Raw genomic sequence first — 25,814 nt, forward strand, 5'->3', positions numbered from 1 at the left:
GTCAGACCCCGGCGAACAGGCGCGCGCCGAAGCTGTCGGACAGGCGGGCGTCGTTGAAGATCTTCCGCGCCGCCGCGCCGACATCGTACTCGACGCGCTTGAACTCGAACTTGCCGCGGCCCGAGTCGTAGATCGTGTAGCTCGCGCGTGGGTCGTGGTCGCGGGGCTGGCCGACCGAGCCGACCGAGACGATGTAGCGGAACTCGGGGTGGATCTCGAATTCCTTCGTCACCACCTCGTACACGCGCTCGCGGCCGATGGCGAACGCCTTGCACAGGTGCGAGTGGCCGATGAAGGTGATCTGGCCGAGGCTGTCCCAGATCGGGATGCAGGTCGCGGCCTGCTCGACGCTGAAGATGTACTCGAACTCCTCGAGGTCGACCGGCGAGCCGTGGCAGAAGTGGGTCGCGCCGTCGCGTTCGAAGTAGTTGAGCTTGCGCAGCCAGTTCATGTTCTCGGCGGTCAGCTGGCGGGAGTGCCAGTCGAGCGCCTCGCGGGCCGCGTCGTAGTAGTAGCTGTAGTCCATGCGGCCGGCGACGGCCGCGTCGTGGTTGCCGAGGATCGTGTACCGGGTGACGCGCTTGACGATGTCGCAGCAGTCGTTGGGCTGGGCGCCGTAGCCGACGGTGTCGCCGAGGCACACGAGCGCGTCGATCTTCTCGCGTTCGAACGCGCGGAGGACCGCCTCGAGGGCGTCCAGGTTGGCGTGGACATCACTGAAGATCCCGTAGCGCATCAGTCCCCGACTTCCACTTCGACTTCGTCGATCTCGTCGTCCTCGGCGGCGTCGAGCTCCGGCGCGATCGCATCCGACGCCAGACGAGAGAAACGGCGTGCCGCCTCGGCCTCGTCGCCATCGACCTCGTCCCGCACGGCGCCCAGTGTAGCAAGCGCTCGCCTGGCCGCGGAGGATACCGACGGATCGCCGACCTCCAGCAAATTCTCCACCGCCACCCGGCCCGGCCCGCCCGGGCCCGCGCCCTCCGCCTTGATGAGCTCCGCCAGCGCGCGGGCGACCCGCGCCCCCACCACCTCTTTGCGGCCGGTCGGGGCGCTCCGGAGCAGGTTGCACAGCGGCCCCACCACCCGGGGCCCGAGGTTGCCGAGCGCGCGGGCCGCATCGACCCACCCGCCCGTGGGCTCGTCGCCGAGCATCGTCACCAGCGGGCCCTCGGCTTTGCGTTCGCCGAGGTGGCCGAGGAGGATGGCCGCCGCCTGGCGCACATGTCGCTGGGGGGCGCGGAGGCACGCCAGCAGCTCCGGCCCGACCCGCGAACCGAGCTCCGCCAGGGTCGGCAGGAGACTGGCGACGTCCGCTTCGGACAGCTCCGGCAAGCTGCCGATCACGGCCCGGACCTCGCCATCCGCCGGCGAGCCGCGCAGGCGGGCCGTCAGCTCGCGCAGGCGGGCCTGCGACCGCGCCTCCTGCACCGGCGACGTCTCCCGCACCTCCGCCGCGGCCTTGATCTGCGGCTGGCTGGCGCGGCGCCCGGTCGAGACCTTGCCGAGCCCGAGCGCCTTGGACAGCTCCGGCGGAGGGGTCAAATTCTTGTGCTGGCAGAGGTCGAGGATCCCGCGCCAGGCGGCCTCGGCCTGTTCGGCGTCGAGATCCTCGCCGCGGGCGATCGACGCGGTACGCGCCGCGATCAGCTTCTGCACGAAGGTCCCCACGTCGCGCGCCTGGTCGGAGCCGAGCCAGCGGCGCCAGAAGCGGGCCGGGGCCGGCAGCCCGAATTCGATCGCCGCCCCGAGCACCGTCGAGCGGATCTTCTCGTACGTCTCGACGCTCAGCCCGTCGACCTCGAGCAGCCGCGCCAGGTTGTCCTTGCGCGATCCCTGGTCGAGCCGCTCGAGCGCCGTCCAGGCCGCCCCCGCCGAGTCGCGGCAGCTCTCGGCCAGCGCCTCGGTGATCGGCGTGCGCGCCGGCTCGAGCCGCTGGGCCGCGTTGCGCCCCGACAGCAGCTCGCGGGCCGTGCGGTAGGCGTCGGGCGGGAACTCGCCGGTGCCGAGCTGGGCCTGGGCGCTCTCGAGGCAGGCCGCCGCGTTGCGTTGCAGCTCCGGCGCCACCAGCTCGCGGTGGTGCCCGGGCAGCGCCAGGCGGATCTTGAACTCGCGGGTCAGCTGCTTGAAGAGGTCGAGCGTGACCGGCTCGCCGACGTCGACCACCGCGTCGATCACCAGCGCCTCGCCGCCGGCGTCGGCCACCACGCGCACCCCGACCAGCGGATAGCCGAGCCCGCGCAGGTGGATCGGCCGCACCTTCAGCGGCACCGTCGCCCACACCCGGGCCGTCGCCTCGTTGACGTTCGCCGTCACCTGCACCATCCCGCCGTCGCGGCCGAGGTTGGCCAGCGCGGCCCGCTGCACGTCGCTGCCGAGGCGCGCCGGCAGAGGCGCCGGCGTGCGCGCCGGGCGACCGGTGCGCGGCGCCTCCTCTTCACGCCGCCAGCCGGGGCCGCTGTCGGCCGGGCCCTCGAACACCGGGCGCTTGGGCCAGGTGCCCGTCACCGCCGCCTCGTTGACCTGGCGGCCGTCGGACCCCTCGAGCTGTCGCCGCGCGGCCGCGTCGGCCGCTTCGACCTGGCGCCGCGACCACGCCCCGCTGCTTTCGGCCGGGCTCGCCTCGGGCGTCGGGCCCGGCAGCACCGCCGCGGGCTTCGGGGTCTCCGGCGCGCCCGGCGTCAACGCTCGGGCCACCGCCGCCCGCAGGGCCGACCGCTCCGGGTCGAGCTCGGCCTCGGCCCCCGGCCGCCGCCCGCTCCCGTCCTCCCGACGACCTGGCCCTGCGGACAGGCCCCCCGCGTCCTGGCGGATCGCGCCGGTCCCGTCGAGCACCGCCGCCGGCCGCCGCGTGGACGGCCCGTCCTCTCCGGGGCCCGCCCGCCGGCCGTCGCTCGCCGCGGCCCCGTCGCCTGTCCGCCGCTCGGCCTCGGCGCGTCGACCTGCCCCGGAGGACATGGCCGAAGCGTCCTGTCCGTTCGAGCCTGTCCCTTCGAACGCCACCGCCGGTCGCCGCCCGGACTCCGCCGGACCGTCGGCGCCCGCGCGCCGCGGCCCCGCGTCCGCGCGCGCGCCGTCGACCGGCGCCTCCGCGCCGGCCCGGCGACCTGCCCCTGGGGACAGGGCCGAAGCCTCCTGTCCGTTCGAACCTGTCCCTTCGAGCACCGCGCCCGGCCGCCGCGCCGCCCCGTCGCCCGCCCGGCCCGCGCCGTCCTGGCCGTTCGCGCCTGCCCCTTCGGTCCGCCGCCCGGCCTGGCCGCTGGCCTCGAACGACCGCCGCGCCGCCGACACCAGGCTGCTGGGCTCCTCGAGGCCGACGTCCTCGGCCGAGCGCCCGCGCCGGCGGCCCGGGAACGTGTCCTGCAGGGCAGACTCGCTGCGGCCGGCCCGCCCGGCGCGGCCCGCCTCGGCCTCGCTCGGCCCGGAGCCCTCGCGCCGCCGGCCCTCGACCGCCTCGCTCGGCCCCGAGCTCTCGCGCCGCCGCCCGTCGATCGCCTCGACCGGCCCCGACCCCTCGCGCCGCCGCGGCGCCGGCGTGTCGCTCGGCCCGGAGCTCTCGCGCCGCCGCGCCGCCCCCGACGCCCCCGACCCCTCGCGTCGCCGCGCCTCGACCACGTCGGCGCCCGGCCGCCGGCCCTCGGCGTTCCTGGCCGCCAGGACATGTCCCTTGGGCCCTGGCTCTTCGGCCCTGGCGCTTGGGACATGCCCCTTCGGCCCTGTCTCTTCAGCCCTGGCCGCTGGGACATGCCCCTTCGGCCCTGTCTCCTCGACCTTGACCGCCGGCGCCGGCTCGTCGGCGCCGCGGGGCTCGCTGGCCCGCACGCCGGAGTCCTGGGCCCGCGAGCCGAGCGCCGGGCCCGGCCACGGCGACAGCTCGGGCGCCGCCTCGCCGGCCTCCTCGGCCCACGGCGGCGGCACCGGCACGAACGCGACGGCCGGCTGCAGCAGCCACGGCGTGGCCGAGTCGGGCCGGGCCTGCAGCGCCGCGAGGTGGGCCTGCAGCGCCGCGATCAGATCTCCGCGGCGATCGGCGCTCAGCACCAGAGTCGCGGCGCCACGGTCCGGATCCACCTCGAGCCACGCGCCGCCGCCGGTCGCCGGGCGCCGGCAGCGCGAACACGCGCCCACGAGGGGTCCGCTGGCCCGCAGCGTCGCCACCAGCTCGGGTCGCGCCTGACGATCGAGCCAGCGCCACCTTCGGGCCGCCACCAGCGAGCCGCACGGGCACGCATAGAGGGCCTCCTCGGACCAGCTCCAGTCGCCTTGATTCGACACGCGCGCGACCATAGCGTCGGCGCGCGGACGGTGTAAAGCTGCCGCGCCGATGACGGACACGCCCACCACCCCACCGGACGCGACCCCCCGGACCTCCGGCCCCGACGCCGCCGCGCTCGACGCCGCCGTGGGCGATCTCGACCGACAGCTGCACGAGCAGGTCAAGCGCGCCCTCGGCGTCGAGCTCGACGGCTCGGTCACCTCGCTCGCCTTCCTCGATCACTACCTCGGCCTCGCCCGCAGCGAGACGCGCGCGCCGATCCTCGAGCTCCTGGCCGCGTCGGCCGGGGCCTACTTCGGCGAGCTGGTGCGGCGCGAGTTCGGCGGCACGTGGGTCGGGCGCGCCGACGACCCGCGAGGGTATCGCCTGCTGCTCGGCGCCGCGTACCTCCACTTCACGCCGGTGGCGCTCGCGCTGGCCGCGATCCTCGGCCGCGAGCCGGACGACGAGGACGTCGACTGCGGCCTCCACCTCGACATCCGGAGCGGCTCCGAGCCCGACGGGGCCAGCGACGCCGCTTTCATCGAGGAGCGGCTGATGGCCGTCCCGCCGGTCCCCGAGGATCAATTCTACACCCTGACCACCCGCTTCGAGACGATCGCCCTCATCGTCGATCTCCTGGCGCAGCGGCGGGCGCAGAGCGGGTCTGAGCCCTACACCTACACGCTCGACGATTATTCCCACGCCCTGTCCTAGGTATTCCGGCCGCGCGCCCCGGTGTAGACTGCGCCCGAGCGATGCCCGAAACCGCCGAGATGCCCCTGCTCGAGATGTTGCAGGTGCTGTCGCGGACACCGACGAGTGAGCCGCAACTCCGGGCCGTGGTCGCCGTCACGTGTGCGCGTTGGTGTGTCGTGCGCGGCGAGGACGGCGAGGCCCAACGCCTGCTCGCCCACGCCTTGGAGCTGGTGCCGGACCTGCGGCCGGCGATGCGCCTCCTCTACCGGATCTTTCTCCGGCGCGGCGACATCCGCAACTCCGTTCGCTACCTCGACCTCGAGATCCGCGCCACTCGCCACCCGCGCGAGGCGGCCGCGCTCTACCGCGAGCGGGGTCAGCTGGTCGAGACCCACTTCAAGGATCGCGCCGCCGCTTTGCAGTGTTACCAGGCGGCCCTGCGCGCCACGCCGAAGGACCTGGCGGTGCTGCGCTCGGTCGAGGCCGTCACCCTCGTGCAGGGCAACCTCATGGCGCTGGTCGCCAACCTCGAGGCGCAGCTCGAGGTCCTGCACGACCCGCGGGCCGTCGCCGCCGTCGCGCGCGACCTCGCCGTGCTCGAGACCCGCCAGGGCGGCGACCTCAACCTCGCCGCCGCGCTGCTGATCGCCGCCGGCGAGGAGCAGCCCGGCAACCTCCTTCTTATTCAAGACCTGTTCCGCGTCGCCGAGGCCGCGGGCAACGCCGAGTTGATGCTGCGCGCGCTCGAGGCCGAGGCCGACGCCCGTCCGCCGGAGCAGCGCGCCGGCCCGCTGGCCCGCGCCAGCCTGGTCCTGCGCGAGGTTCGCGAGCGCGCCGGCGCCGTCTCGCTGCTGCACGCGGCCGCCAAGCTGCAGCCCGACAACTTCAGCCTGTGGCGCAACCTCGAGGAGCTGGCGATGGCGACCGCCCGCTACGACGTCGCCGTCGAGGCCTGCGCCGGCCAGCTCAAGGCCATCGGCGGCTCCGACCCCGGCGCCGAGGCCGAGCTGTTCTACCGCCTCGGCAAGCTGGCGATGATCCGCCTCGACCGCGTGAGCGAGGGCCTCGGCGCCATGCGCCGCGCGCTCAAGCTGTTCCCCGGCCACACCCCGGCGCTCGAGGACGCCGGCCGCTACCTGATCGCCAACGAGTCGTGGCACCAGCTGCTCGAGCTGCTCAAGCTCCAGGTCGCGACCGCGGAGGCCGCCGGCCTCAGCCCCGAGGAGCGCGCCCAGGCCCAGCTGCGCGCCGGCCAGGTGCTCGAGGAGAACCTCAAGGAGCTCGAGGGCGCCCGCCAGCTCTACGAGGAGGCCGTCGGCTCCTCGCCGACCTACCGCCCCGCGCTCGACCGCCTCGAGCGGGTGCTCCTCCAGCTCGGCCGCTTCGACGGCCTGCGCGAGCTGTACAACGGCGAGCTGCAGCGCGGCGTCGGCGGTCCGCGGCGGATCTTCCTGCTGTCGATCCTCGCCCGCCTGCACGAGCGCCAGGGCGATCCGTCGGCCGCGATCAAGTGCCTCGTCGCCCTGCTCAAGGAGTTCCCGGAGCACCTGCCGTCGCTGCAACAGCTGGCGCGCCTGCTCGCCCGGGCCGGCCGCGCCCGCGAGCTGCTGCAGGTCACCGAGCAGGAGATCAAGCTGACCATCAGCCCGCTGCGGCGCGCCAAGCTGCTGTTCCGCAGCGCCGAGCTGGCGCTGCAGATGGGCGACACGGGCCACGCCGAGGCCAGCCTGCAGGAGTCGCTCGAGGAGGTCCCCGACCACCCGCCGACGCTCGCGCTGCTCGAGCGGATCCTCCGCGACCGCGGCGACGACGTCGGCATCATCGACCTGCTGCGCCGCCGCCTGCAGCGCGCCGTCGATCCGGCGCAGCGGCTGTCGCTGCACCTCGAGATCCTCCACCGCCTGCTCGCGCTCGGCGAGCTGCCGCAGGCGCTCGACGAGGTCGACCTGGTCCTTCAGACCTGGCCCGACCACCTCTCGCTGCTGCACACCGGCGAGCGGCTGGCCGCCGCGCTCGGGCGCACCGAGGCGCTGCTCGGCTACCTCGCGCGGCACTTCGACCTGTCGCGCGGCCAGCGGGCCCGGGCCCTGCTCATCTACCGCGCCGCTCTGGTGCGGGCCAGCGATCCCGCCGGGATCTGGGCCGACCCCGGTCAGGCCCAGGAGGCCACCGGCGAGCTGCGCCGCGCCCTCGCCCAGTGGCCGAGCCTCGGCGGCGGCTGGACCACCTTGCTCGAGCACTGCGCCGCCAACGGCGACGCCGCCGAGCTGCGAGCGGCCGCCCGCGGCGCTCTGGCCCACGAGCGCGGCCTCGGAAACCGCCAGGCCGCGGCCCTGCTGCTGGCCGAGATGTCCGACTCGCCCGCGCTCGGCGTGCAGTACCTCGAGGCCGCCGCCGACGCCCGCCCGCGCGACCTCAACACCCAGCTCCGGCTCGCCCGCGCCGCCCGCTTCAGCCGCCGCCCGGACCTCGTGCGCGCCGGCATGACGGCCGCGCTCGCGATCACCGCCGACGAGTCGGCCGACCTGACCTTCACGCACAGCCTGCGCTACCGGGCCGCCCGCGCCGCCGAGTCGGCCGGCGACCTCGACGCCGCCGACGCCGGCTACACCGAGATCGTGGCCAAGGACTCGCGCTACGAGCCGGCCCGCCGCGGCCAGGCCCGGATCGTCGCCCGCCGCAACCTCGCCCCCACGCGCCGCGCCGCCGCCGAGCTCAACACCGCCGCCGCCGGCGAGAAGGACTACGTCGAGCGAGCCGCCCTGCTGTGCGGCAGCGCCGATCTGTACCTCCGCGCCGGCGACCTCGACGAGGCCCTGTCGCGCCTCAACGCCGCCCTCGTCACCTGGCCCAAGTACCTGCCGGCCCTGCACGCCAAGGCCTGCTTGATGGAGCAGTGCGGCGCCGCGGCCGACCTCGTCGTCGCCGCCGATCTGCTGGCCCAGCTCGCCCTCCTCGTCGGCGATCCGGCCCACCAGCACGCCCTGTGCGTGCGCGCCGGCCTGCTGGCGGTGCGGGCCCGCGATCCGTCGCGGGCCTGGCGGGCCCTGGCGCGCGCCCTCGAGATCGAGCCCGCCTCCGATCCGGCCTTCTCCGCGCTGTGGCGGACCCGCGAGCAGCACGGCCGCGAGGGCGCGGTGCCGCTGGTCGGCCCGCTCACCCGCCGCTTCGACGCCCTCACCGCCGCCCGCACCCTCACCCCCGAGGCCGCCCGCGCGATCGGCCGGGTCGTCGAGGTCAGCGACGGCAACGGCGCCGCCGCGGTCCTGCTCGAGCGGGCCGTCGGCTCGTTCCCCGAGCACGTCGCCCTGCGCGTCGACCTCGCCCGCCTCTACGCCCGCGCCGGCCGCGGCGCCGAGGCTGTCGGCCAGCTGCAGGAGGCCCTGCGCCGCGAGACCTCGCCCGAGCTGCGGGCGGTGCTCGAGTTCCTGCTGGCCGACGCGCACGAGCGCAACGGGGCCCCGGACGCCGCCTTCGAGCACTACCTGGCCGCCAGCCGCGGCGGCTTCCAGTCGTTCGTCGCCTTGCGGGCCGCCGACCGGATCGCCTCCGCGATCGGCACCGTCGATCAGCGGGTCGAGGTGCTCCAGCGCCTGCTCGAGCTCGGCGACGCCGACGAGCGCGTGCGCAGCCTGCGGGCCCTCGCCGACATCGATCGCCGCGTCCGCGGCCGCCCCGAGGAGGCCGCCGGCCTGCTCCGCGAGCTGCTGCGCCTGCGCCCGGCCAACACCGACGTCATCCTCGAGCTGCACGCCCTGCTCATCGAGCTCGGCCGCGCCGACGAGGCCCGCGTCGCCCTGCAGGCCGGCATCGCCGCCCAGCGGGCCCTCCTGCGCGACCGCGGCCTGACGCGGCCGCCGAAGCTCGGCGCCCGCCCCGAGGCCGAGCTCGTCGACGCCGACCCGATCGTCGGCCTCCTGCGCCTGTTCGACGCCGCCGAGGAGTCGGGCGGCGTCTACGTGTGCGCCGCGGTGCTCGAGACCGTCGACCCCGACCTCGTCCCGGTCAGCCGGCGCTGCGAGGTCCTGCAGCCGGCGCCGTGGCCATTGCCGACCGCGCCGGACAAGCCGCAGCCGTTCTTCACCATCGACGACCCCGCCTGCGCCGCCGCCGTGCACCTCTTGCAAGCTGGCGTCAAGTACATGTCCGGAATACCAGGTGCACCGCCGCCGCCGGTCAACCTGGCGCAGCGCCACAGCTTGCCGGCCGCTAGCTCGGTCGCCGTCGTCACCCGCGCTCTGGCCCGCACCCTCGGCGTCGGCGATCCGCTGCTGTTCCTCAACCCGAGCGACGACAACGGCGTGGTCGCCCACGTCGGCACCGCGCCGGTGCTGCTCATCGGCCGCAAGATCAACAGCGCTCCGTTCGCCCCCGCCTCGCGCGAGGCCATCGGCCGGGCCCTGTTCCGCCTGTCGACCGGCGGCGACCACCTCCACCACGGCATGGACGACGTCGGCGTCATGGCGGTCCTGCACGGCCTCGCCAGCTGCGCCGGCGTCGAGCTCGACGACATTCACCCGCGCGACGAGAGCGTCTCCGACACGATCATCGAGGGCCTCGCCGGCGCCGGCGTGGCGGTCGACTTCGGCGACGACGCCGAGGTCCTGGCGCGCAACCTCCAGCAGTTCTCGCAGCCTGTCCTTCGGGACACCTTGCGTCAGGGCGAGGACCGGGCCGGCGCGATCGCCTGCGGCGATCCGCGCGTGCCGCTGCGCCGCCTCTCTGCCAAGCCCGCCGGGTCCGGCGCGGCCGCGGCCCCCAGCCTCGCTGCCCCGCGCGCCGCGGCCCTGGTCGCCTACCTCGTGTCCGAGGAGCACCTCGCCCTGCGTCGCGCCCTCGGCTACAACGTCGAGCTCGAGCTCGAGCTGAGCGACGTCGAGGAGCTCCCCGCATGACCGCTCCGCGCAAGCCCCTCCCTCTCGACGAGTGCGGCCGCCCGCTCGACCTGGGCGCCGCCCCGGCCGAGCGCGTCACCGGCAGCGGCCCGCCGCCGTCGCTGCTCGACCTGCCCGACGCCTTCTGGCCGCTCGACCTGCCGCTGGCCGCCGGCGCCCTGGCCCTGCCGGCGGTCGACTGGTGGCTGCTCTCCGACGTCCTGGCCGCCGAGGCCGCGCGCGAGCAGAGCCCCGACCTGCGCGCCGCCCTGACCGGAGAGACAGGTCGAGTCCAGCGCGAGCGCCTCGGCCTGGTCGAGGGCGACGAGGCGCTCGCGGCCGGCAGCGCCGCCGTGCAGCAGGTCGCCCAGGCGGTGCAGGCCGTCCGGGCCGACCTCGCGGCCGAGCTGACCGAGCTGTTCCACGAGGCCAGCGACGAGAGCCAGCCGGCGGCCGCCCGCGCCGCCGCGTGGATCGAGCACGGCCAGCGGATCGAGGACGCCACCGGCGACGTCGGCCGCGCCTACGCCAGCTACCAGGCCGCGCTGGTGGCCGTGCCCGACCAGCCGATCGCCGTCGCCCTCGCGGTCGACGCCGCGATCCTGCTCAAGCGCCACAGCGACGCCCAGCGGCTGCTCTCGGGCAACGTCCGCAAGATCGACCTCGCCACCCTGCGCGCCGCCCGGCGCCTCGACCTCGCCCACGTCACCGACGACCCGCGCCAGCGCCGGAGCTACCTCGAGCTCGCGCACACCGACGACCCGACCAACGCCACCGCCCTGCGCCGCCTGATCCGCACGATCCGCCACGACGGCGGCGGCACCCCCTCCGCGCTGTCGGAGCTGTACCGCCGCCTCGCCGGCCTCGCCGAGGATCCGATCACGGCCGCCACCGCCTTGCAGCTCGCGGTCGTCGTCCTCGGCAGCGAGCCCGTGCCCGCGCCGCTGCTCGCCGACGTGCGCGCCTGGCTCGATCGCAACGCCGACGAGTCGGCCGCCCAGGGCCTGCTCGACGCCCTCGCCTACGCCCTCGCCGGCCAGGCGCTCGCGCGCCAGAACGGCAGCGAGCCCGACCCTGACTACCTCGAGATCCTGGCCCGCCTCGCCCCGCTGCTCGACGACACCCGCGAGCAGGCGATCGTGCGCGAGCAGATCGCCCGCATGCGCTGGCTCGCCACCCCGCTGGCCGCCCGCCAGAGCGCCATGAGCGACGACGGCACGTCGCGGCGCCTGCAGGAGAGCGGCGACGACGAGTCCGAGCCCGACGCGCTCACCGACGACGAGGCCGCGGCTTACCGCCTGCTCGTCGTCGACCTCCGGTTCGTGCGCACCCACCTGCCCGAGCAGCGATGGGTCTGGCAGGCGCTGGCCGACATCCTGCGGGCCACCGGCGACATCCCGGCCCTCGTCTCGCACCTCACCGAGTGGGCCCAGCACCAGCCGCACGGCGCCGAGCGGGCCGCCATCCTCGTGCGCCTCGGCTTCGTCCACGAGGTGCTCGAGCGCAACCTCCCGCGCGCCGCCGAGGTCTACGAGCTCGCCGTCGCCGAGGACCCGCGCAGCGCCCACTGCCTGCGCGCGCTCGGCAGCGTCTACGAGAAGATGCGGCGCTGGGCCCAGGCCGCGGCCACCTTGCAGCGGCAGGCGCGGGAGTCCTCCGAGGGCAGCGAGCGGCTCGCCGCGCTGCGCCGGATCGCCGCCATCGCCGAGAACGAGCTCCACGACGTCGACCTCGCGATCGCCACCTTGCAGGAGATCGCCCAGCTCGATCAGGACGACGTGCTCGCGCTCTACCAGCTCGCCGGCCTGTGCCGCACCCACAACCGCACGCCGGTGCTGATCGGCACCCTGCAGCTGCTCGTCGATCGCCTCGAGGAGAACACCGCCCGCACCGCGATCCTCGTCGAGCTCGGCGAGGCCCAGGAGTTCCACCTCAAGCAGCGGGTCACCGCGCGCGAGGCCTACGAGCGGGCGCTGGCGCTGACGCCCGGCTACACCCCGGCGCTGCGGGCTCTGGCCCGACTCTACCGCGACAGCGGCGACCTCGACGACCTCTTGCGCCTGCACGAGCCCGAGCTCGACCCGACCAGCGATCCCGCCGTGCTCGCGCTCAAGGCCGGCCGGATCTGCTTCGAGGAGGTCGGCGACATGGACCGGGCGATCGACTACCTCACCCGCGCCTACCGCCTGAACCCCGACCTCGTGCCGGCGCGCGAGGCCCTGCTGCAGCTGCTCTCGGCCAACGGCCGGATCCGCGAGGCCTACGACCTCCTGCGCGCCCAGGACCTGCCGCACAGCCCCGCGCTGCTGGCCGACTACCACTACCGCCTCGGCCTGCTCGCCGAGACCCTCGCGCGCAAGGACGCCAAGCCCGAGTCCGACACCGCCTTCGTCGACGAGGATCGGGCCCTGCAGCACTACCGGGCCGCGCTCGCCGTCCAGCCGCTGCACGGCCTCGCCAGCGAGCGGGCGCGCCGGCTGCTGGTCGCCAACCGCGACATCGCCAACCTCGTCCGCCTGCTCGAGGATCAGAGCCAGCACCTGAGCGGCCCGGCCAGGGCCGGCGTGCTGGTCCACCTCGCGCGCCTGCACCTCGCCGAGCGCAACCTCGACGAGGCCCGGCGCACCTACGAGGAGGCGATCGAGCACACGCCCGACGACGCCATCCTCCTGCGCGAGTACAAGAACCTGCTGCGCAAGGTCGGCGACACCGAGTCGTTGCCCAACCAACGGCTCCGGCTCGCGCGCGTCAGCGAGGACACCCACTACAAGGCCACCTTGCTGGTCGAGTCGGCCGAGGTCCTGCTGCGCAGCGCCGCCCCGGAGGACCGGGAGTTCGCCGCCAACGCGATCCTCGGCGCCTTGCGCGAGGACCCCGGCAACCCGTACGCGGTGCGCCTGCTCGAGGGCCTGCTGTCCGACCCGAACAACCCGCTGGCCATGACCGACGCCGTCGGCGCCCGCGCGGTGCGGGCCCAGAGCGACGGCGAGCGGGCCATCTTCTACCTCGAGAGCGCCGAGCTGCTCGAACAGGCGGGCGCCGTCAACGAGGCCCAGCGGGCCTACCGCGCCGCGCTGCGGGCCATGCCCTCGCTGGCGCCGGCCGAGCTCGGCCTCCAGCGCGTCTCCTCGGGCGCCGCGCGCGAGTCGGCCGCGCCCAAGACCAAGGCGGTCAGCGTCCACACCCTCATGGCCGAGGCGCGTGACGCCGCGGTGCGGGCCGGCAACTCCGGCAAGCCGGCCGACGCCGAGGTCGCGCTCGGCCTGCTCGGCCAGATCCTGGGCCGCGACCCGCACTACCGCGACGCCATCGGCCTCGCCCGCGCCCTCGCCAGCCAGCTGCCCGAGCCCAAGCCCGCGCTCGACCTCCTGCGCACCGTGTTCGGCCGGATCAGCGACGCCGGCCTGCGCTACGAGCTCGGCGTCTACCTCGGCGAGCAGAGCACCCGCGACGAAGACGCGCTGGCCTACTTCACCGTCGCCGCCCAGGCCCGGCCCGACGGCAAGCAGGCCCTCCGCGGCCTCGTGCGCTGCTACCAGCAGCTCGGCAAGGAGGCCGAGTCGGCGCGCGTCATGGAGCAGCTGCTCGCGCTCTACGACCCCGCCGATCCCTCGGCCGTCGACCTGCGCCTGATCCTCGCCGGCTACCTCGCGCGCGCCCCCGAGACCCTCGCCCGCGCGCTCGACCACGGCCGGATCGTCCTCGCCTCGCGCGGCGACGACCCGCGGGCGATCACCCTCATGGCCGGCCTGCTCGAACGGACAGGTCAGCCCGCCGAGGCCGCCGAGCTGCTCGATCGCCTGTGCGCCCGCGAGCGCGACCCCGACCGCCTCCACGAGCTCTACTTCCGCCGCGCCAGCTTGCTGGCCGAAGTGCCAGGTCGCGAGGCCCAGGCGCTGGCCGCCGTCGAGCGGGCCGCCGAGCTCGGCCCCGGCAACCGCACCACGATCCTCCTGCTCACGCGCTTGCTCGAGCGGCTCGGCCAGACCGAGCGCGTCTCCACCTTCCTCGAGCCGATCCGCCTCGCCATGCTCGGCGGCATCGGCCGCGGCGCGCTCAACCCGAGCGACATCCGCCTGCTCGCCGAGGTCGCCAACCGGCCCAACCCGGGGCTGGCCCAGATGGCGCGGCTCCTCGTCCACGCGCTCGAGCCCGGCGAGTCGACCATGTTGCCCGACGGCTTCATGCGCCCCGCCTCGGCCCAGGGCCTGCAGGCCGCCTTCGCCACGCCTGCGCTCCGACAGCTCCTGTTCGCGCCGGGCGAGCTGCCCGACATCAACGACCTGCTGACCTGCGTCGAGACGGCGATGGACCGGATGTTCCCCGAGTTCACCGGCCTCAACAGCGACGAGACCGTGCCGGTGCCGCCGAACGTCGACAGCGGCGCGATCCGGACCCACCTGCAGCAGTGGTGTCGCCTGCTCGGCATCGAGGACATGGCGATGCGCGCCACCTCGATCAACAACACCGTCGCCGTCCTCGACGAGGGCGAGGAGCCGACCCTGCGGCTGGGCGTCAACTTGTGGCTGCGCGGCGACCCGATCAGCTGGCGCGGCCTCGGGGCGCTGGCGCTGGCGCGCCGGGCTCTCGGCGGCGGCCGCGTCCGTTCGCTGGTCCCGGTCGAGCTCGACCTGATGATCGCCGCCAGCTTCGAGGTCACGAAGGTCTTCAACGCCATCACCGCCGACCCCGACGCCCGCCGCCTGCGCGACGTGGCCAACAACCTCGGCAAGAACCTGCCCCGCCGCCAGCGGCGCCCGCTCCTGCGCGTCTGCCAGGCCCTCTCGAGCCACCACTTCGAGCCGGCCGCCACCGCCCGCGCGACCCTCACCACCGACCTGCGCATGGCCCTGCTGCTGTCTGGCGACGTCGCCGGCTGCCTGTCCGCGGCCTGCCTCCTCGACGGCTTCGCCAACGGCAACATCAAGCAGCGCATCGTCCTCAGCCGCAACGCCCAGGACCTGTGCGTCTGGATGCTGAGCGACGCCTACCTGGCCCTCCGCAAGGCCGTCGCCTGATCTGGCCAGGTGCGCGGGGACATGTCCGCACGGGCATGTCCCCTCGAGCATGTCTTCCTGGACATCCCCGTCAGAACAGCGTGAGAGCCGCCATCGGCTCCGCGCGACGTTCGAGTGGATCCCGGATCGCCGCAACGAGCGTCGCACGGCGCGAGCGGGTCCCGGATCGATGCGCGGCGAGGGTCGCGGGGCCGGTGTCCGGGGCGCCCGCGTCGCGTGTCCGGCGAGACAGATCATCACGGCGCTTGCGGTGAACTCGGAAGCCCTCTTGTAGCGAGGTAACCTTCGGCTCCGCCGAGATCCGGGACCCGCTCACGCCTGAACCTCAAGCGCGGTGTGCGGCGCGCCGGAGAACGCCACATGTCCGGCGGGACAGATCATTCCGATCCAGCAGGTGGATCGTCGAGGATGCGGATCTCGTGGACCGGCGAAATGCACGGCGAATGCACATAGTTCTCGCGTCCGGGCGGGGGTGCCGAGAAATGGGGGGCCCCACGGATTTGCCCTCACAGCACGCGCGCGTCTGCAACGAGGGCCGCGTCTCGGGGTACCACAGGCTCTCGATCGGCACCCAGCCCACGCCATCGCGAAAAGTAGCGAGCCGCCCAGGATCCCGCAGGGCGGATGCCGATCTCGCTGCCTGGTCGACGCCGGGTGGGGCCGTAGCGAGATCGGTCCCTTCGGGTCCTGGGAGTGTCCGTTACAGGCTCCACCTCGAAGCACCTCCCCGTGACGACGAGCGGAGCCCCTGTCTTTGGGGACAGGTCGCCCGGTGTTCCTCGCCGCCCAATCGGAAACCTGCTCGCGCGTCGCGCTCCATGTCCAATCAATAGGCCAGAGCTCCACCTCGCCGCTAGCGAACGCACGCGCCCGAAGCGGGTGGTCTTCCCTGTCTCATGGGACAGGCCATCTCTCCACCTCGCCGAGCGGCCACGCTCGTCGGACAGGCCATCTCTCCACCTCGCCGAGCGGCCACGCTCGTCGTTCAGGCGCGAGCGGGTCCCGGATCTCGGCGGAGCCGACCGTCACCGCCACAAGAGAGCTCCCGGAGGACGGGGGCCGGGACGCCCTGGCACCGAGTTTGCGCAGGACGAGGCAATTGCCGCCTCGAAGCCCACCAGCCGTCACGACGTCCGAGCAACTGTCTGAGGGGACAGGGCGTCCCGGACACCGGCCCCGCGACCCTCGCCGCGCATCGATCCGGGACCCGCTCGCGCCGTGCGACGCTCGCCGCCCATCGATCCACCCGCGACGCTCGTGCGACGCCCGCACATCGATCCAGCCGCGAGCTCCGTGCAACGCCCCCCACATCGATCCACCCGCCATGCTCGTGCGACGCCCGCCGCGCATCGATCCACCCCGCGACGCTCGTGCGACGCCCGCCGCACATCGATCCACTCGCGAGCCCCGTGCGACCACGCGATCGCGACCGCCGTCCCGCGATCCATCGCCCGCGACTCCATGCGACCTCGTGCCTCGATCCACCAGCCCGAGCGATCCTCTCCGTCGATCCATCTCGCGCACCCATCAGTCGCCACGGGCCTCCGCGAGCATCGATCCACCCGCGCTCTCCTCGCATCGCGGCGCCAGCGGTCGCTCGTTCGGCCGCGTTCGAAGACCTTCGCGGCCATGAGCTCCCGTCCCTGAGCCGAGACTGGGCCCGGGAACGCCCCTCCGGGCGCGTTCGCGCCGCGGCGGCGGACCGGCTACCATCCCCGCGTGACTCGCCTCTACAACAAGCAGACCGGCGCCCTGATCGGACCTATCACCGACGACCAGCTGCGCGACCTCATCGATCTCCTCGTCGAGGAGAGCGCCGACGACCGCGACTACTACATCGACCGCGACACCCTCGATTACCTCGAAGAGAACCAGGTCGACGCCGACCTCCTCGCCCTCCTGCGCAAGCATGTCCCCGAGGAGGGAGAGGGCATCGACATCGAGTGGCGCGACGAGACCGCCTGATCGCCTCGCAGCTGCCGCTTCGTCTGCGGCATCCTCCGGCGCCGGGCCGCCGGCCCGGGGTGTCTTGCCGACCCACGCGCCGCCCGCCGCTCCTCCTGGCGCCTCGCGTCGTCGGCGCCCGTCCGCTGTCCGGCCTGTGACCTCTTCGTCGGGCGCGCCTCACCTTCCTCGCGGACATGACGGCCGCGTAACCGTGCGCTCACGGACGCGCCGGGAGGAGCCCGCGTCTGCGGCCCGCGGGTGGGCCTTCGCCGCACCCGTGCGTGGTGGAGCGCGCAGGAGCTGCGAGTTGCCGGTCTTCGCGGGACTCTCGTACCCTGGCGAGCATGCTCGCTTACAGCTTCGCTTGTCGCTCGCTGGGTCTCGTCGTGCTCCTCTCCGCCGTCGCCTGCGGTCGCACCGACACGGCCGTCACCACCGACAGTGGCACCGGCACCACCGACACTGACGGCACCACCACGATGGGCAGCACCACTGGCCCCGAGCTGACCACCACCATCCCGACCAGTTCGACCGGCACCATCGGCGGCACCGACACCGGCACCACCCTCGACCCGACCACTGGACCGGGCACCGACACCGCGATCACGAGCAGCACCACCGACGGCACCTCGACCTCGACATCCACCACCACCACCACCACCACCACCGGCGACACTGACAGCACCACCGGTCCTGCGCCCGTCTGCGGCGACGGTCAGGTCGATCCCGGCGAGGAGTGTGACGACGGCGACCTCGTCGATCTCAACGCCTGCTCCAACGCCTGCGTCGCCGCCGAGTGCGGCGACAACATCGTGCAGGAGCTCATCGGCGAGGAGTGCGACGACGGCAACGACGTCGAGGACGACGGCTGTTCGACTGGTTGTCGGCTCCCGGTCTGCGGCGACGGCTTCGTCCAGGTGCCCGAGGAGTGTGACGACGCCAACGAGGACGACGGCGACGAGTGCACCAACGCCTGCACCGTCGCGGTGTGCGGCGACGGCGTCGTGCAGGTCGGCGTCGAGGCCTGCGACGACGGCAACGACCTCGACACCGACGACTGCCTCGTCGGCTGCATCCTGGCCGAGTGCGGCGACGGCATCGTCCACCAGCTGCTCGAGGCCTGCGACGACGGCAACGACATCAACGACGACGCCTGCACCAACGAGTGCGCCCTCGCCACCTGCGGCGACGGCATCTTGCAGATGGACGAGGAGTGCGACGACGGCAACGGCGACGACACCGACGCCTGCACCACCCTGTGCAAGCTCGCCGTGTGCGGCGACGGCTTCGTCCTCGCCGGCACCGAGGTCTGTGACGACGCCGGCAACAGCGCCACCTGCGACAGCGACTGCACTCCCGCCGAGTGCGGCGACGCCCACCCCAACGCTGCCAGCGGCGAGGCCTGCGACGACGGCGGCGACAGCCCCACCTGCGACAGCGACTGCACCCTCGCCGTCTGCGGCGACAAGACCGTCAACGGCGCCGCCGGCGAGACCTGCGACGGCGGCACCGAGACCGCCACCTGCGACGACGACTGCACCGCCGTCGTCTGCGGCGACGAGGTCCTCAACGAGAGCGCCGGCGAGATCTGCGATCACGGCGGTCAGACCGCCACCTGCGACCTCGACTGCACCTTCGCCGCCTGCAACGACGGCGTCATCAACAGCGCCGCCGGCGAGAACTGCGAGGACGGCAACCTCGCCGAGGGTGACGGTTGCAGCTCGAAGTGCAAGGCGCACAAGGTCGTGTTCGCCACCAGCCAGGGCTTCGACGGCAACCTCGGCGGCCTCGCCGGCGCCGACATGAAGTGCCAGGCCGCCGCCCAGGCCGCCGGCCTCCCCGGCACCTACCTCGCCTGGCTGAGCGACGACACCGGCACCCCGCTGAGCCGCTTCACCAAGTCGACGCTCCCCTACGCCCGCCGCGACGGCGTCCTCGTCGCCAACAACTGGAACGACCTCATCGACGGCAGCCACGCCGCGCCGATCAACCTCTCCGAGCTCAAGACCCCGCCCGGCTCCGACGCCAACGTCTGCAGCGGCGTCTCCCAGCTCACGTTCACCAACACGATCGTCGACGGCACCATGTTCACCAACTTCACCGATTGCCAGAACTGGACCAGCAACGCCGCCGGCATCACCGGCGGCGGCCAGTGGACCAAGGCCGACGGCCTGTGGACGCAATTCGTCTGCCAGCAATCGTGCACGTGGAAGAAGCCGATCTACTGTTTCATGCAGTAGGATTCGAATTTCGCCGACCCGTCGATCGCGCTCGTAGTTCCCGCGACATGAGAGCCCGTGAGTCCCAGGACTCGCGGGCTTCGACCCGTCCCGCGCCCGACCGCGACAGTGCATGACGCTCGCGCGCCTGGAAATGTCGTGAGTCGATGGGATGAATCCCGCGTCGGCCGCGGCACACAACCATTCCGCGACGATTCATGGCGCGAGCGCGGGCGGCACGTTCAGACGCCGAGAGGCGTCAGCGTCCAGGGCGAGTTCTGCGGCGACGACAGCCGTTCGCGCAGCTCCTCCGCGATCGCTTCGACCGTGCTCGTCGGCAGGTCGCCCTCCACGGTCATCTGCAGCGCATCCGTCCCGTACACGAAGCGGACGACCACCCCGTCGACGACGACCCGGCCCTGCTCTTAGCAAATAAACTCGCCGGGACGTCGACCGCGCGGCGGGCCCGTGCAGACCTCCACCGCCTCCCGGCGCGCGGCGGCGATTCACGGCACGATCGCGGGGGTGTGTGTTTTCGGTCGGGGCGACGCGTCGCCGCTCCCTGCAGGCCGCGTGAGGTCGTGCGCGGCCTTCCGGCCTCGCACCTCGGGACCGGTTGCGACGACGTGCACTGCCATCATTGACGGAAGCGGGCAGAATCATCGTCCTGCTCGGCGTTCGCGTCGGCGCTGCGGCCCGCGAGGGGACGCGCGCTCACGACGTCGGCGCCTGGGCGCGGATCGCCGATTTCGCCGCTGCTGCGCGCCGTGCTCGAACCGCACGGCTTTCCGCGGACCTCCGATTCCCCGACCTGTGCGCGCGAGGATTCTCCGATACGTCCCGGGTAGCTCGGGCCGGCCAGTACGTCGATTCGTCGCGATGCGCGATAATGCACAGATGACAATACGGCCGCGCACGCCTCGCCGGGGCCGGTTGATCTCGTCGGCGTCCGGTGCTGAAATCGTGCAATGCAGCGCGACATCGGCGAGCTCTGGCGAGAGTACCGCGGCGATCCGCTCCGCCTGGATCTGCTGCGACGAGCCGAGGCCGAGGTCGTGGCAGGCATGGCGGCCGGCGGCGACGCGGAGCCGGTCGGGCGACTGCTGCGACGGCTGCGCGAGGTGTTGGTGCTCGGCCACCTGCGCCGCGCGCTGCAGGGCCCGCCGCTCGGCGACGACGGCGCCGGTCCGGGCCGCGCTCAGGCAGCGTTCGCCGACGTATTGCGGGCATGGGCCGAGCGGCTCCCCGAGTCGGAGCGACAGGGCCTGCTCCTGCGAGCGGCGCCGTGCTTCGCCGACCTGTCGGCCGCGAGGTCCGAGACGCCCGACCACACGCCTCGCAAGGACGAGCCGTGGGACGGCGAGCGCAGCCTCTACGAGGCGTTCGAGCTGCGCGATCGCGACACGCGCTGGACGGCCCTCAAGCGGCTGGCCGGGCACGACGACGAGAAGCTGCGCGACCTCTACCGCCGCGTGCAGGGGACCGAGTTCGCGCTGCCCGACGAGATCCTCAGCTTCCCGCTCCCGGCCCTCGATCGCGAATTGTGGAGCGAGCGGATCCGGGCCGAAGAGATCCGCAGCGGGCGCCTGCCGGGCGAATTGTTGCTGCACTACGCGAAGCTGCTCGACGAGCACGAGCGCAGCGCGGTGGTCGACCGCGGGCTGGATGCGATCGAGGCGGCTCACCCGCCGCTGCCGCTGGAGACGTTCTACGGCCACGCGTCCGTGCTCGATCCAGGGCAGGTCCGGCGCGCCGTCGCGTGGATCTTGCGGCAGGACGACCCGCGCGAGGATCGGCTCGAGCTGGTGGGCGAGCTCGCCGGGCGGCTGATCGAGCTCGGCCATTGTGGGGAGGCCGTCGCCATGATCCACGGCATCGACGACGGCCAGGCCGGCGCCCGCGAGCTCGGCCGCATGTTCGCCCTGTCGGCGGCCCGGGGCGAGAGCGCGATCGGTCCGGTGGACGCGGCGCTCACGACGGACCCGAAGCGCCTCGTCTACGTGCAAGCGTTCGCGCGCGAGCTCGGCGGCTCCGAGGTGATCGTGCGGCCCGACGTCGCCGGCGAATTGCTGGCACGCATCGGCACGCTCGGCGACGAGGACTGCCGCGCTGCGGCGCTCGCGGCCGTGATCGGGGCGCTCCCGCCCGGTGTGTCGCTGATGCCGTGGCTCGCGGCGATCGACACCAACACGCAGGGCGCGGCGCGGCGGCGCGGCTCGCTCGTCCTGCTCAAGTCCGCGAACCTCGACGGGCCGCAGGCCGCGGCGCGCGTGCGCGAGGTCGTGGCCGAGCTCCTGGTCGATTCGTCGCTCGCGGCCGAGGAGCTCGAGGCGGCGTGCCTGGCCTCGCGCTGCCTGCCGGCCGACGAGCGCGCGCCCCTCTGGTCGCGCTGGCTGACCCGCCACCTCGACGAGTCCCAGGACGTGCTCGCGTCGCTCTCGAGCCCGCTCGGGGCCGTGTTCGCCGCCACGCTGACGGAGCTGGGCGGCGAGGCGGCGCTGGTCCAGAGCTGCGACGTCCTGCTCGACGTCGCCATGACGCTCGCGTGATTCGCCGGCCGCGGCGAATCACCCCAGTCCCCTGCCGGCGGATTCAGGCATTGTGGGGACTCGACCGTGCAAAGAGTACTGTGAGCATCGGGCGTGTCGCCAGCGCCGCATCGATGCGCCGCTCACGGCGCGTCTCATGCGTGTCGAGCACCCACGACGCCGCAGCGCTCGACCCTCCCCGCGGCGTCGCCGGTGCGATGGGACAGCTCTCGACGTCGGCTGCCGCCATTCCTGGCGCGCGAGACCCAGGGGTCGCGCTCACAGGCCGAACGCACGGAGCGCCGCGGCCTTGAGCGCGTGCGTGCGGTCGCTGTCGAACACACCGACCGTCTCCCCGAGCTCGACCTCGTCCGCGCAGTCCGGATCGAGCTCGCGCAGCTCCGCGCGATCGATCTCCGTCGCCGGGTCCGCCACCACCTCGACGACGCGCCTGTTCACGCACACGCTGAAGTCCACGAGGTCGAAGTTCGGTGCGGGCGCGTGCGCGCTCGGGTCGACGACGATCGCCTGCTTCTCCTCCTCGGTGAGGAGCGAGAGCGCGGCCCACTCGAGCGCCCGATACCGGTCGAGCACCCTCGGGCTCCGGAGTCGCGCGCGCACCGCCGCCTTGTACGCCCCGACCGAGCCGAGCGCGGCCTTCTCGGCGAGCGCGGCGAGGAACGCGTCGACGTAGGGCGCAAAGCTCCTGACCTCGGCCTCGAACGGGGCGTCATGCCCGGGCTGGCGCGGCGCGAGCAAGGCGAGCACGGGAGAGAGGGCGGGGCACGCGAACGCGAGGTCGTTCAATTCGCGGAGCCAGCCCCCGCGCGCCGCCTCGTCGCCGGCCCCGAGCACGCCCTCCAGCGCCGCCGCGAGCGCGCGCGGCTCGATCTGCGCGAGCACCTCGGCGGCGCGGTCGATCGCCGCGTCGCCGCCGGTGACTCGGAACCAATTCGCCAGCGCAGTCACGATCGGCACGACGTGGGGCACGAGCTGCTCGGACGGAACGCGGGCGAGCGTGCGAGCAGCGTCCAACGCGAGCCACGAGAGCTCCGCATCGAACGCGGGTCGGCCCAGAGCGCGCACAAACTGATCGACGATCTCCGAGGTGCTCTCCGCAGTCATGGCGCTCCTCGATCATGGTAGCAGGGCGCGCGGCGGTCCTGCTTGGAGGCCGGGGTCTCGGGACGGAGGAAGCGCGTCGTCGCGGGCCTCGCATCAAGCGGGATGGAACGTGCGGTCAGAACAGCACGCGCCCCGCGACCGCCGGCGTCGTCGTCGGCGGCTCGGCCCGCGCGAACCCGAGGCCGAGCTGCCCCGACTCGTTGGCGCCCCAGCAGCGGAGCGACCCGTCGGTGAGCCGCGCGCACGTCGTGTCGCCGCCGTTCGCCGCCAGCAGATCGGCCTCGCCGCCGAGGTCGACCGGCGCCGGCGGGAACGTCAGCGGGTCGACCCCGACGTCCGCGGTCTTCCCGTCGCCGAGCTGCCCCGCCGCGCCCGCGCCCCAGCAGCGCACAGTACCGTCGCCGTGACGCGTGCACGTATGATTCGCCCCCGCGACCACCTGGACGACCCCCTCCACGCCGCTCGCCGGCGGCGGCATCTCGCCGGGTTCGTCGCCGACGTCGCCCGCACGCGCCTGTCCGAGCTGCCCCGCGTCGTTGGCTCCCCAGCAGCGCAGCGACGCATCGGCCAGCAACGCGCACGTGTGGTGGCCCCCGGCCGCCAGCTGGACCGCCGGGCCGCCGAGCGCGACCGCCGGGGTCGGCAGGTCGCTTGGCGCGTCGCCGCGGCGGAGCGTGTCGCCGTAGCCGAGCTCCCCGCGCGAGCTGCTGCCCCAGCAGTGGACCGTGCCGGCCTGCACGCGGGCGCAGGTGTGACTGACCCCGGCGACCACCTCGACGACGCCTGCGAGCGCGACCGCCGGCGGCGGCAGTTCGCCCGCCTCGTCGCCGAGCGCCTCGGTGCTGCCGATCCCGAGCTGGCCGAGCAGGTTCCAACCCCAGCAGCGCAGCTGCCCGCCGGCGACGACCGCACACACGTGCCCGTGCCCCGCCGAGAGCTGCTCCGCCGGCCCGCCGAGCGCGAGCGAGGTGACCGGCAGCGCCCCGGGCTCGTCGCCCACGTCGCGCGTGTCGCCCCGCCCGAGCTGCCCCCACATGTTGCCGCCCCAGCAGCGCACGTCACCGTCGACCAGCCGCGCGCAGGTAAAATCGTCGCTGCAAATCACCTGCGCCGCCTCGCCGCCGATCGCCACGTCGGACGCCGGCAGCTCCGCCGCCTCATCCCCGATCGTCGCCGCGTCGCCGCTGCCGAGCCGCCCCGCCGCGCCCGAGCCCCAGCAGCGCACTGCCCCGTCGGCAAACACCACGCAAGTGTGCGAGCGAGCCGCGCACATGTCCGCGACGATCGTCTCGCGCGAGCAGTCCGCCGCGCACGCGTCGTGGTCGAGCGCGTCGCCGTCGTCGCACGCCTCGCCCTCCCCGACCTCGCCGTCGCCGCAGCCCGGCGGGCCGGTCCCTGGGATGGCCTCCCACCACACCGGGCACGCCGCGCCCGCCGTCACGACGACCGCGAGCGCGACCCCGGTGCCCCACCGCCCCGCCATCACCACTCGAGGCACTCGAGCGCGGTCTTGCCGACGCACGGGCCGTTGTCGGCGTCGAGGCACAGGCCGAGGTTCGCCAGCGCCGGCGACGGCGCCTCGCCCGGGCCGTAGTACGGGACGCACGTGTTCCCGAATTTACACACCGTCTCGCCGATGGTGCACCACTCGGCGATGCACTTGAACTCGTCGCACTGGCAGCCCGAATGGTAGCACTCGGGGTCCGACCGGATCGCGCCCGCCTTCATGCACGGAAGATCGTCGCAGTAGCACTGCTCGTAGGGCCCGCACCCGCCGAAGCTCGGATTGCACTGGAACGCGTCGTCCTTGGGCACGCACACCATCTCCGATTTCCCGTTGTCGCTGACACAGCCGCCGACCCGCGGGTCGCAGCACACGTCGCTGGGGTTCGCGCCGACATCCTTCGAGTTCGGGCAGAAGTCGCACGCGTTGCCGAGGCCGTCCTCGTCGATGTCGCTGAGCGGATCGAACTGCGACGGCGCCTGCGGCGGGTCCGCGTTGGCGACCGCGGGGCAGTTGTCGCAGCCGTCGTCGTAGCCGTCGCCGTCCATGTCGACCCCGCTGTTCGGGCACGCGTCGCACGCGTCGCCGCGGTCGTCGCCGTCGGCGTTGACCTGATCGAGGTTGGCCACCAGCGGGCAGTTGTCCTCGCTGTTGGCCAGCCCGTCGTGGTCCTGATCGAGGATCCGCGTGAAGTCCGGCGGCGCCCCGGGCAGGCCCAGGCTCGCCATGTAGCTCGCCAGCGCCGCCCGCACCGGCTTCGCCGCCAGCGCCGTCTCGCCCGCCTCGAGTCGGCCCCGCAGCACCTCGTCGTCGAGCGTGCCGTCGCCCGCGAGGTCCGCCGCCAGCTGGTTGAGCAGCGTCTGCACCCCTGCGTCGGCGGCCTCCGGATCGGCCAGATAGGCCGCCTGCATGACGACCGCGCTGACCGCGAACAAATACGCGTTGTCGTCGGTGTCCGGCCCGAGCACGCTCGCCTCCGCAGCCGCCCCGGCGAGCGCGAACCCCGGCTTGCCGATCCCCAGCGCCGCCACGACCTCCGCGTCGGCCAGCGCCAGCGCGTCCTCGACGGTCACCTGCTCGGCGATCAGCATCCGCGCCCGCTGCTCGCTGAGGTGGCTCAGCACGTGGATGTTGACCGTCGTCGCGTCGTCGCTGACCCGGTGGAGCGCGCGCAGGGTCAGCGGCGCCATCGACGGCCCGCCGCGGATCTCGTCGTAGTGGTACCCGTTCGCCAGCAGCGCCACCGGGCCCAGGGGCACCCCTTCGACCGAGAATTCGCCGATGTCGTTGTTCGTCGGCACCTCGAATTGCTGGCCCGTGGGCTGCCCGGTGTTCGTCAGCGGCGACACCGAGATCGACGCCCCGAGCACGAACGGCCCCTTCTGCGCCACGCCGTGCAGCGTCAGCGGCGCGCCCCCGCCCGTCGGCTCCGGGTCGGACGCGCTCGTCGTGTCGGACCCGCTCGTCGTCTTCGCCGACGTGTCGTCGCCGAGCCCCGCGTTCGTCGAACACGCGGCCATCATCAGGATCGCCCCCCACAGTCCAGTTCGCATGCCGTCGACGATAGCAGCGCGCCGCCGGCTGTCACTTTCACAGGCTTTCAGGCCCGGAGCGCCGTGAAGACCTTTCAGGCCCGGAGCGCCGT

The 25,814-nt window shown here is 73.8% G+C and carries 12 protein-coding genes; 6 read left to right on the forward strand and 6 right to left on the reverse strand.

The annotated features are described in order from the left end of the window. Position 1: 1 nt before the first annotated feature. Both O0S08_RS26245 and O0S08_RS26250 read right to left on the reverse strand, forming a co-directional pair. Entirely contained in the window at positions 2 to 736 is a 735-nt protein-coding gene (locus O0S08_RS26245; protein WP_269032019.1) for a metallophosphoesterase family protein, read from the reverse strand. Next, on the reverse strand, positions 736 to 4,275 hold the full coding sequence (locus O0S08_RS26250; RefSeq protein WP_269032020.1) for a hypothetical protein: 3,540 nt from the start codon (positions 4,273 to 4,275) through the stop codon (positions 736 to 738). The genes O0S08_RS26245 and O0S08_RS26250 overlap by 1 nt, the downstream gene beginning before the upstream one ends. Before the next feature lie 49 nt (positions 4,276 to 4,324). Here O0S08_RS26250 and O0S08_RS26255 point away from each other — a divergent pair, with 49 nt between their 5' ends. The 5 genes from O0S08_RS26255 (at position 4,325) to O0S08_RS26275 (ending at position 19,033) form a co-directional block, all read left to right on the forward strand. Continuing rightward, positions 4,325 to 4,972, forward strand: coding sequence for a hypothetical protein (locus O0S08_RS26255; protein ID WP_269032021.1), 648 nt, complete (start codon positions 4,325 to 4,327; stop codon positions 4,970 to 4,972). A gap of 41 nt (positions 4,973 to 5,013) precedes the next feature. Then, a complete protein-coding gene (locus O0S08_RS26260; protein ID WP_269032022.1) occupies positions 5,014 to 9,849 on the forward strand; it encodes a tetratricopeptide repeat protein in 4,836 nt (1,611 codons plus the stop codon). Next, the gene (locus O0S08_RS26265) at positions 9,846 to 14,846 is read left to right on the forward strand and encodes a tetratricopeptide repeat protein (RefSeq protein ID WP_269032023.1); all 5,001 of its coding nucleotides are present in this window, start codon (positions 9,846 to 9,848) and stop codon (positions 14,844 to 14,846) included. Before O0S08_RS26260 ends, O0S08_RS26265 begins: the two co-directional genes overlap by 4 nt. A 1,719-nt stretch (positions 14,847 to 16,565) precedes the next feature. After that, the gene (locus tag O0S08_RS26270) at positions 16,566 to 16,811 is read left to right on the forward strand and encodes a hypothetical protein (protein ID WP_269032024.1); all 246 of its coding nucleotides are present in this window, start codon (positions 16,566 to 16,568) and stop codon (positions 16,809 to 16,811) included. A gap of 326 nt (positions 16,812 to 17,137) precedes the next feature. Next, positions 17,138 to 19,033 (forward strand): DUF4215 domain-containing protein, encoded by a 1,896-nt coding sequence (locus tag O0S08_RS26275; protein ID WP_269032025.1) that lies wholly within the window; start codon positions 17,138 to 17,140, stop codon positions 19,031 to 19,033. A 221-nt stretch (positions 19,034 to 19,254) separates the two neighbouring features. Here the strand turns inward: O0S08_RS26275 and O0S08_RS26280 are convergent, their stop codons facing one another. Then, positions 19,255 to 19,410: a hypothetical protein gene (locus O0S08_RS26280; RefSeq protein ID WP_269032026.1), complete on the reverse strand. Its 156-nt coding sequence runs from the start codon at positions 19,408 to 19,410 to the stop codon at positions 19,255 to 19,257. A 570-nt stretch (positions 19,411 to 19,980) separates the two neighbouring features. Here O0S08_RS26280 and O0S08_RS26285 point away from each other — a divergent pair. After that, on the forward strand, positions 19,981 to 21,561 hold the full coding sequence (locus O0S08_RS26285) for a hypothetical protein (RefSeq protein WP_269032027.1): 1,581 nt from the start codon (positions 19,981 to 19,983) through the stop codon (positions 21,559 to 21,561). 258 nt (positions 21,562 to 21,819) lie between these two features. On the opposite strand, the gene O0S08_RS26290 is transcribed toward O0S08_RS26285, so the two are convergent. The 3 genes from O0S08_RS26290 to O0S08_RS26300 all read right to left on the reverse strand — a co-directional run bounded on the left by O0S08_RS26290 (position 21,820) and on the right by O0S08_RS26300 (position 25,722). Further along, positions 21,820 to 22,665 (reverse strand): hypothetical protein, encoded by an 846-nt coding sequence (locus O0S08_RS26290; protein ID WP_269032028.1) that lies wholly within the window; start codon positions 22,663 to 22,665, stop codon positions 21,820 to 21,822. Between the two features lie 115 nt (positions 22,666 to 22,780). Further along, positions 22,781 to 24,148 (reverse strand): RCC1 domain-containing protein, encoded by a 1,368-nt coding sequence (locus tag O0S08_RS26295; protein ID WP_269041873.1) that lies wholly within the window; start codon positions 24,146 to 24,148, stop codon positions 22,781 to 22,783. Continuing rightward, the gene (locus O0S08_RS26300; RefSeq protein WP_269032029.1) at positions 24,148 to 25,722 is read right to left on the reverse strand and encodes a thrombospondin type 3 repeat-containing protein; all 1,575 of its coding nucleotides are present in this window, start codon (positions 25,720 to 25,722) and stop codon (positions 24,148 to 24,150) included. Before O0S08_RS26300 ends, O0S08_RS26295 begins: the two co-directional genes overlap by 1 nt. Positions 25,723 to 25,814: the final 92 nt, after the last annotated feature.

Origin of the sequence: Nannocystis punicea (assembly GCF_026965555.1) — a bacterium.
Classification (GTDB): domain Bacteria; phylum Myxococcota_A; class Polyangia; order Nannocystales; family Nannocystaceae; genus Nannocystis; species Nannocystis punicea.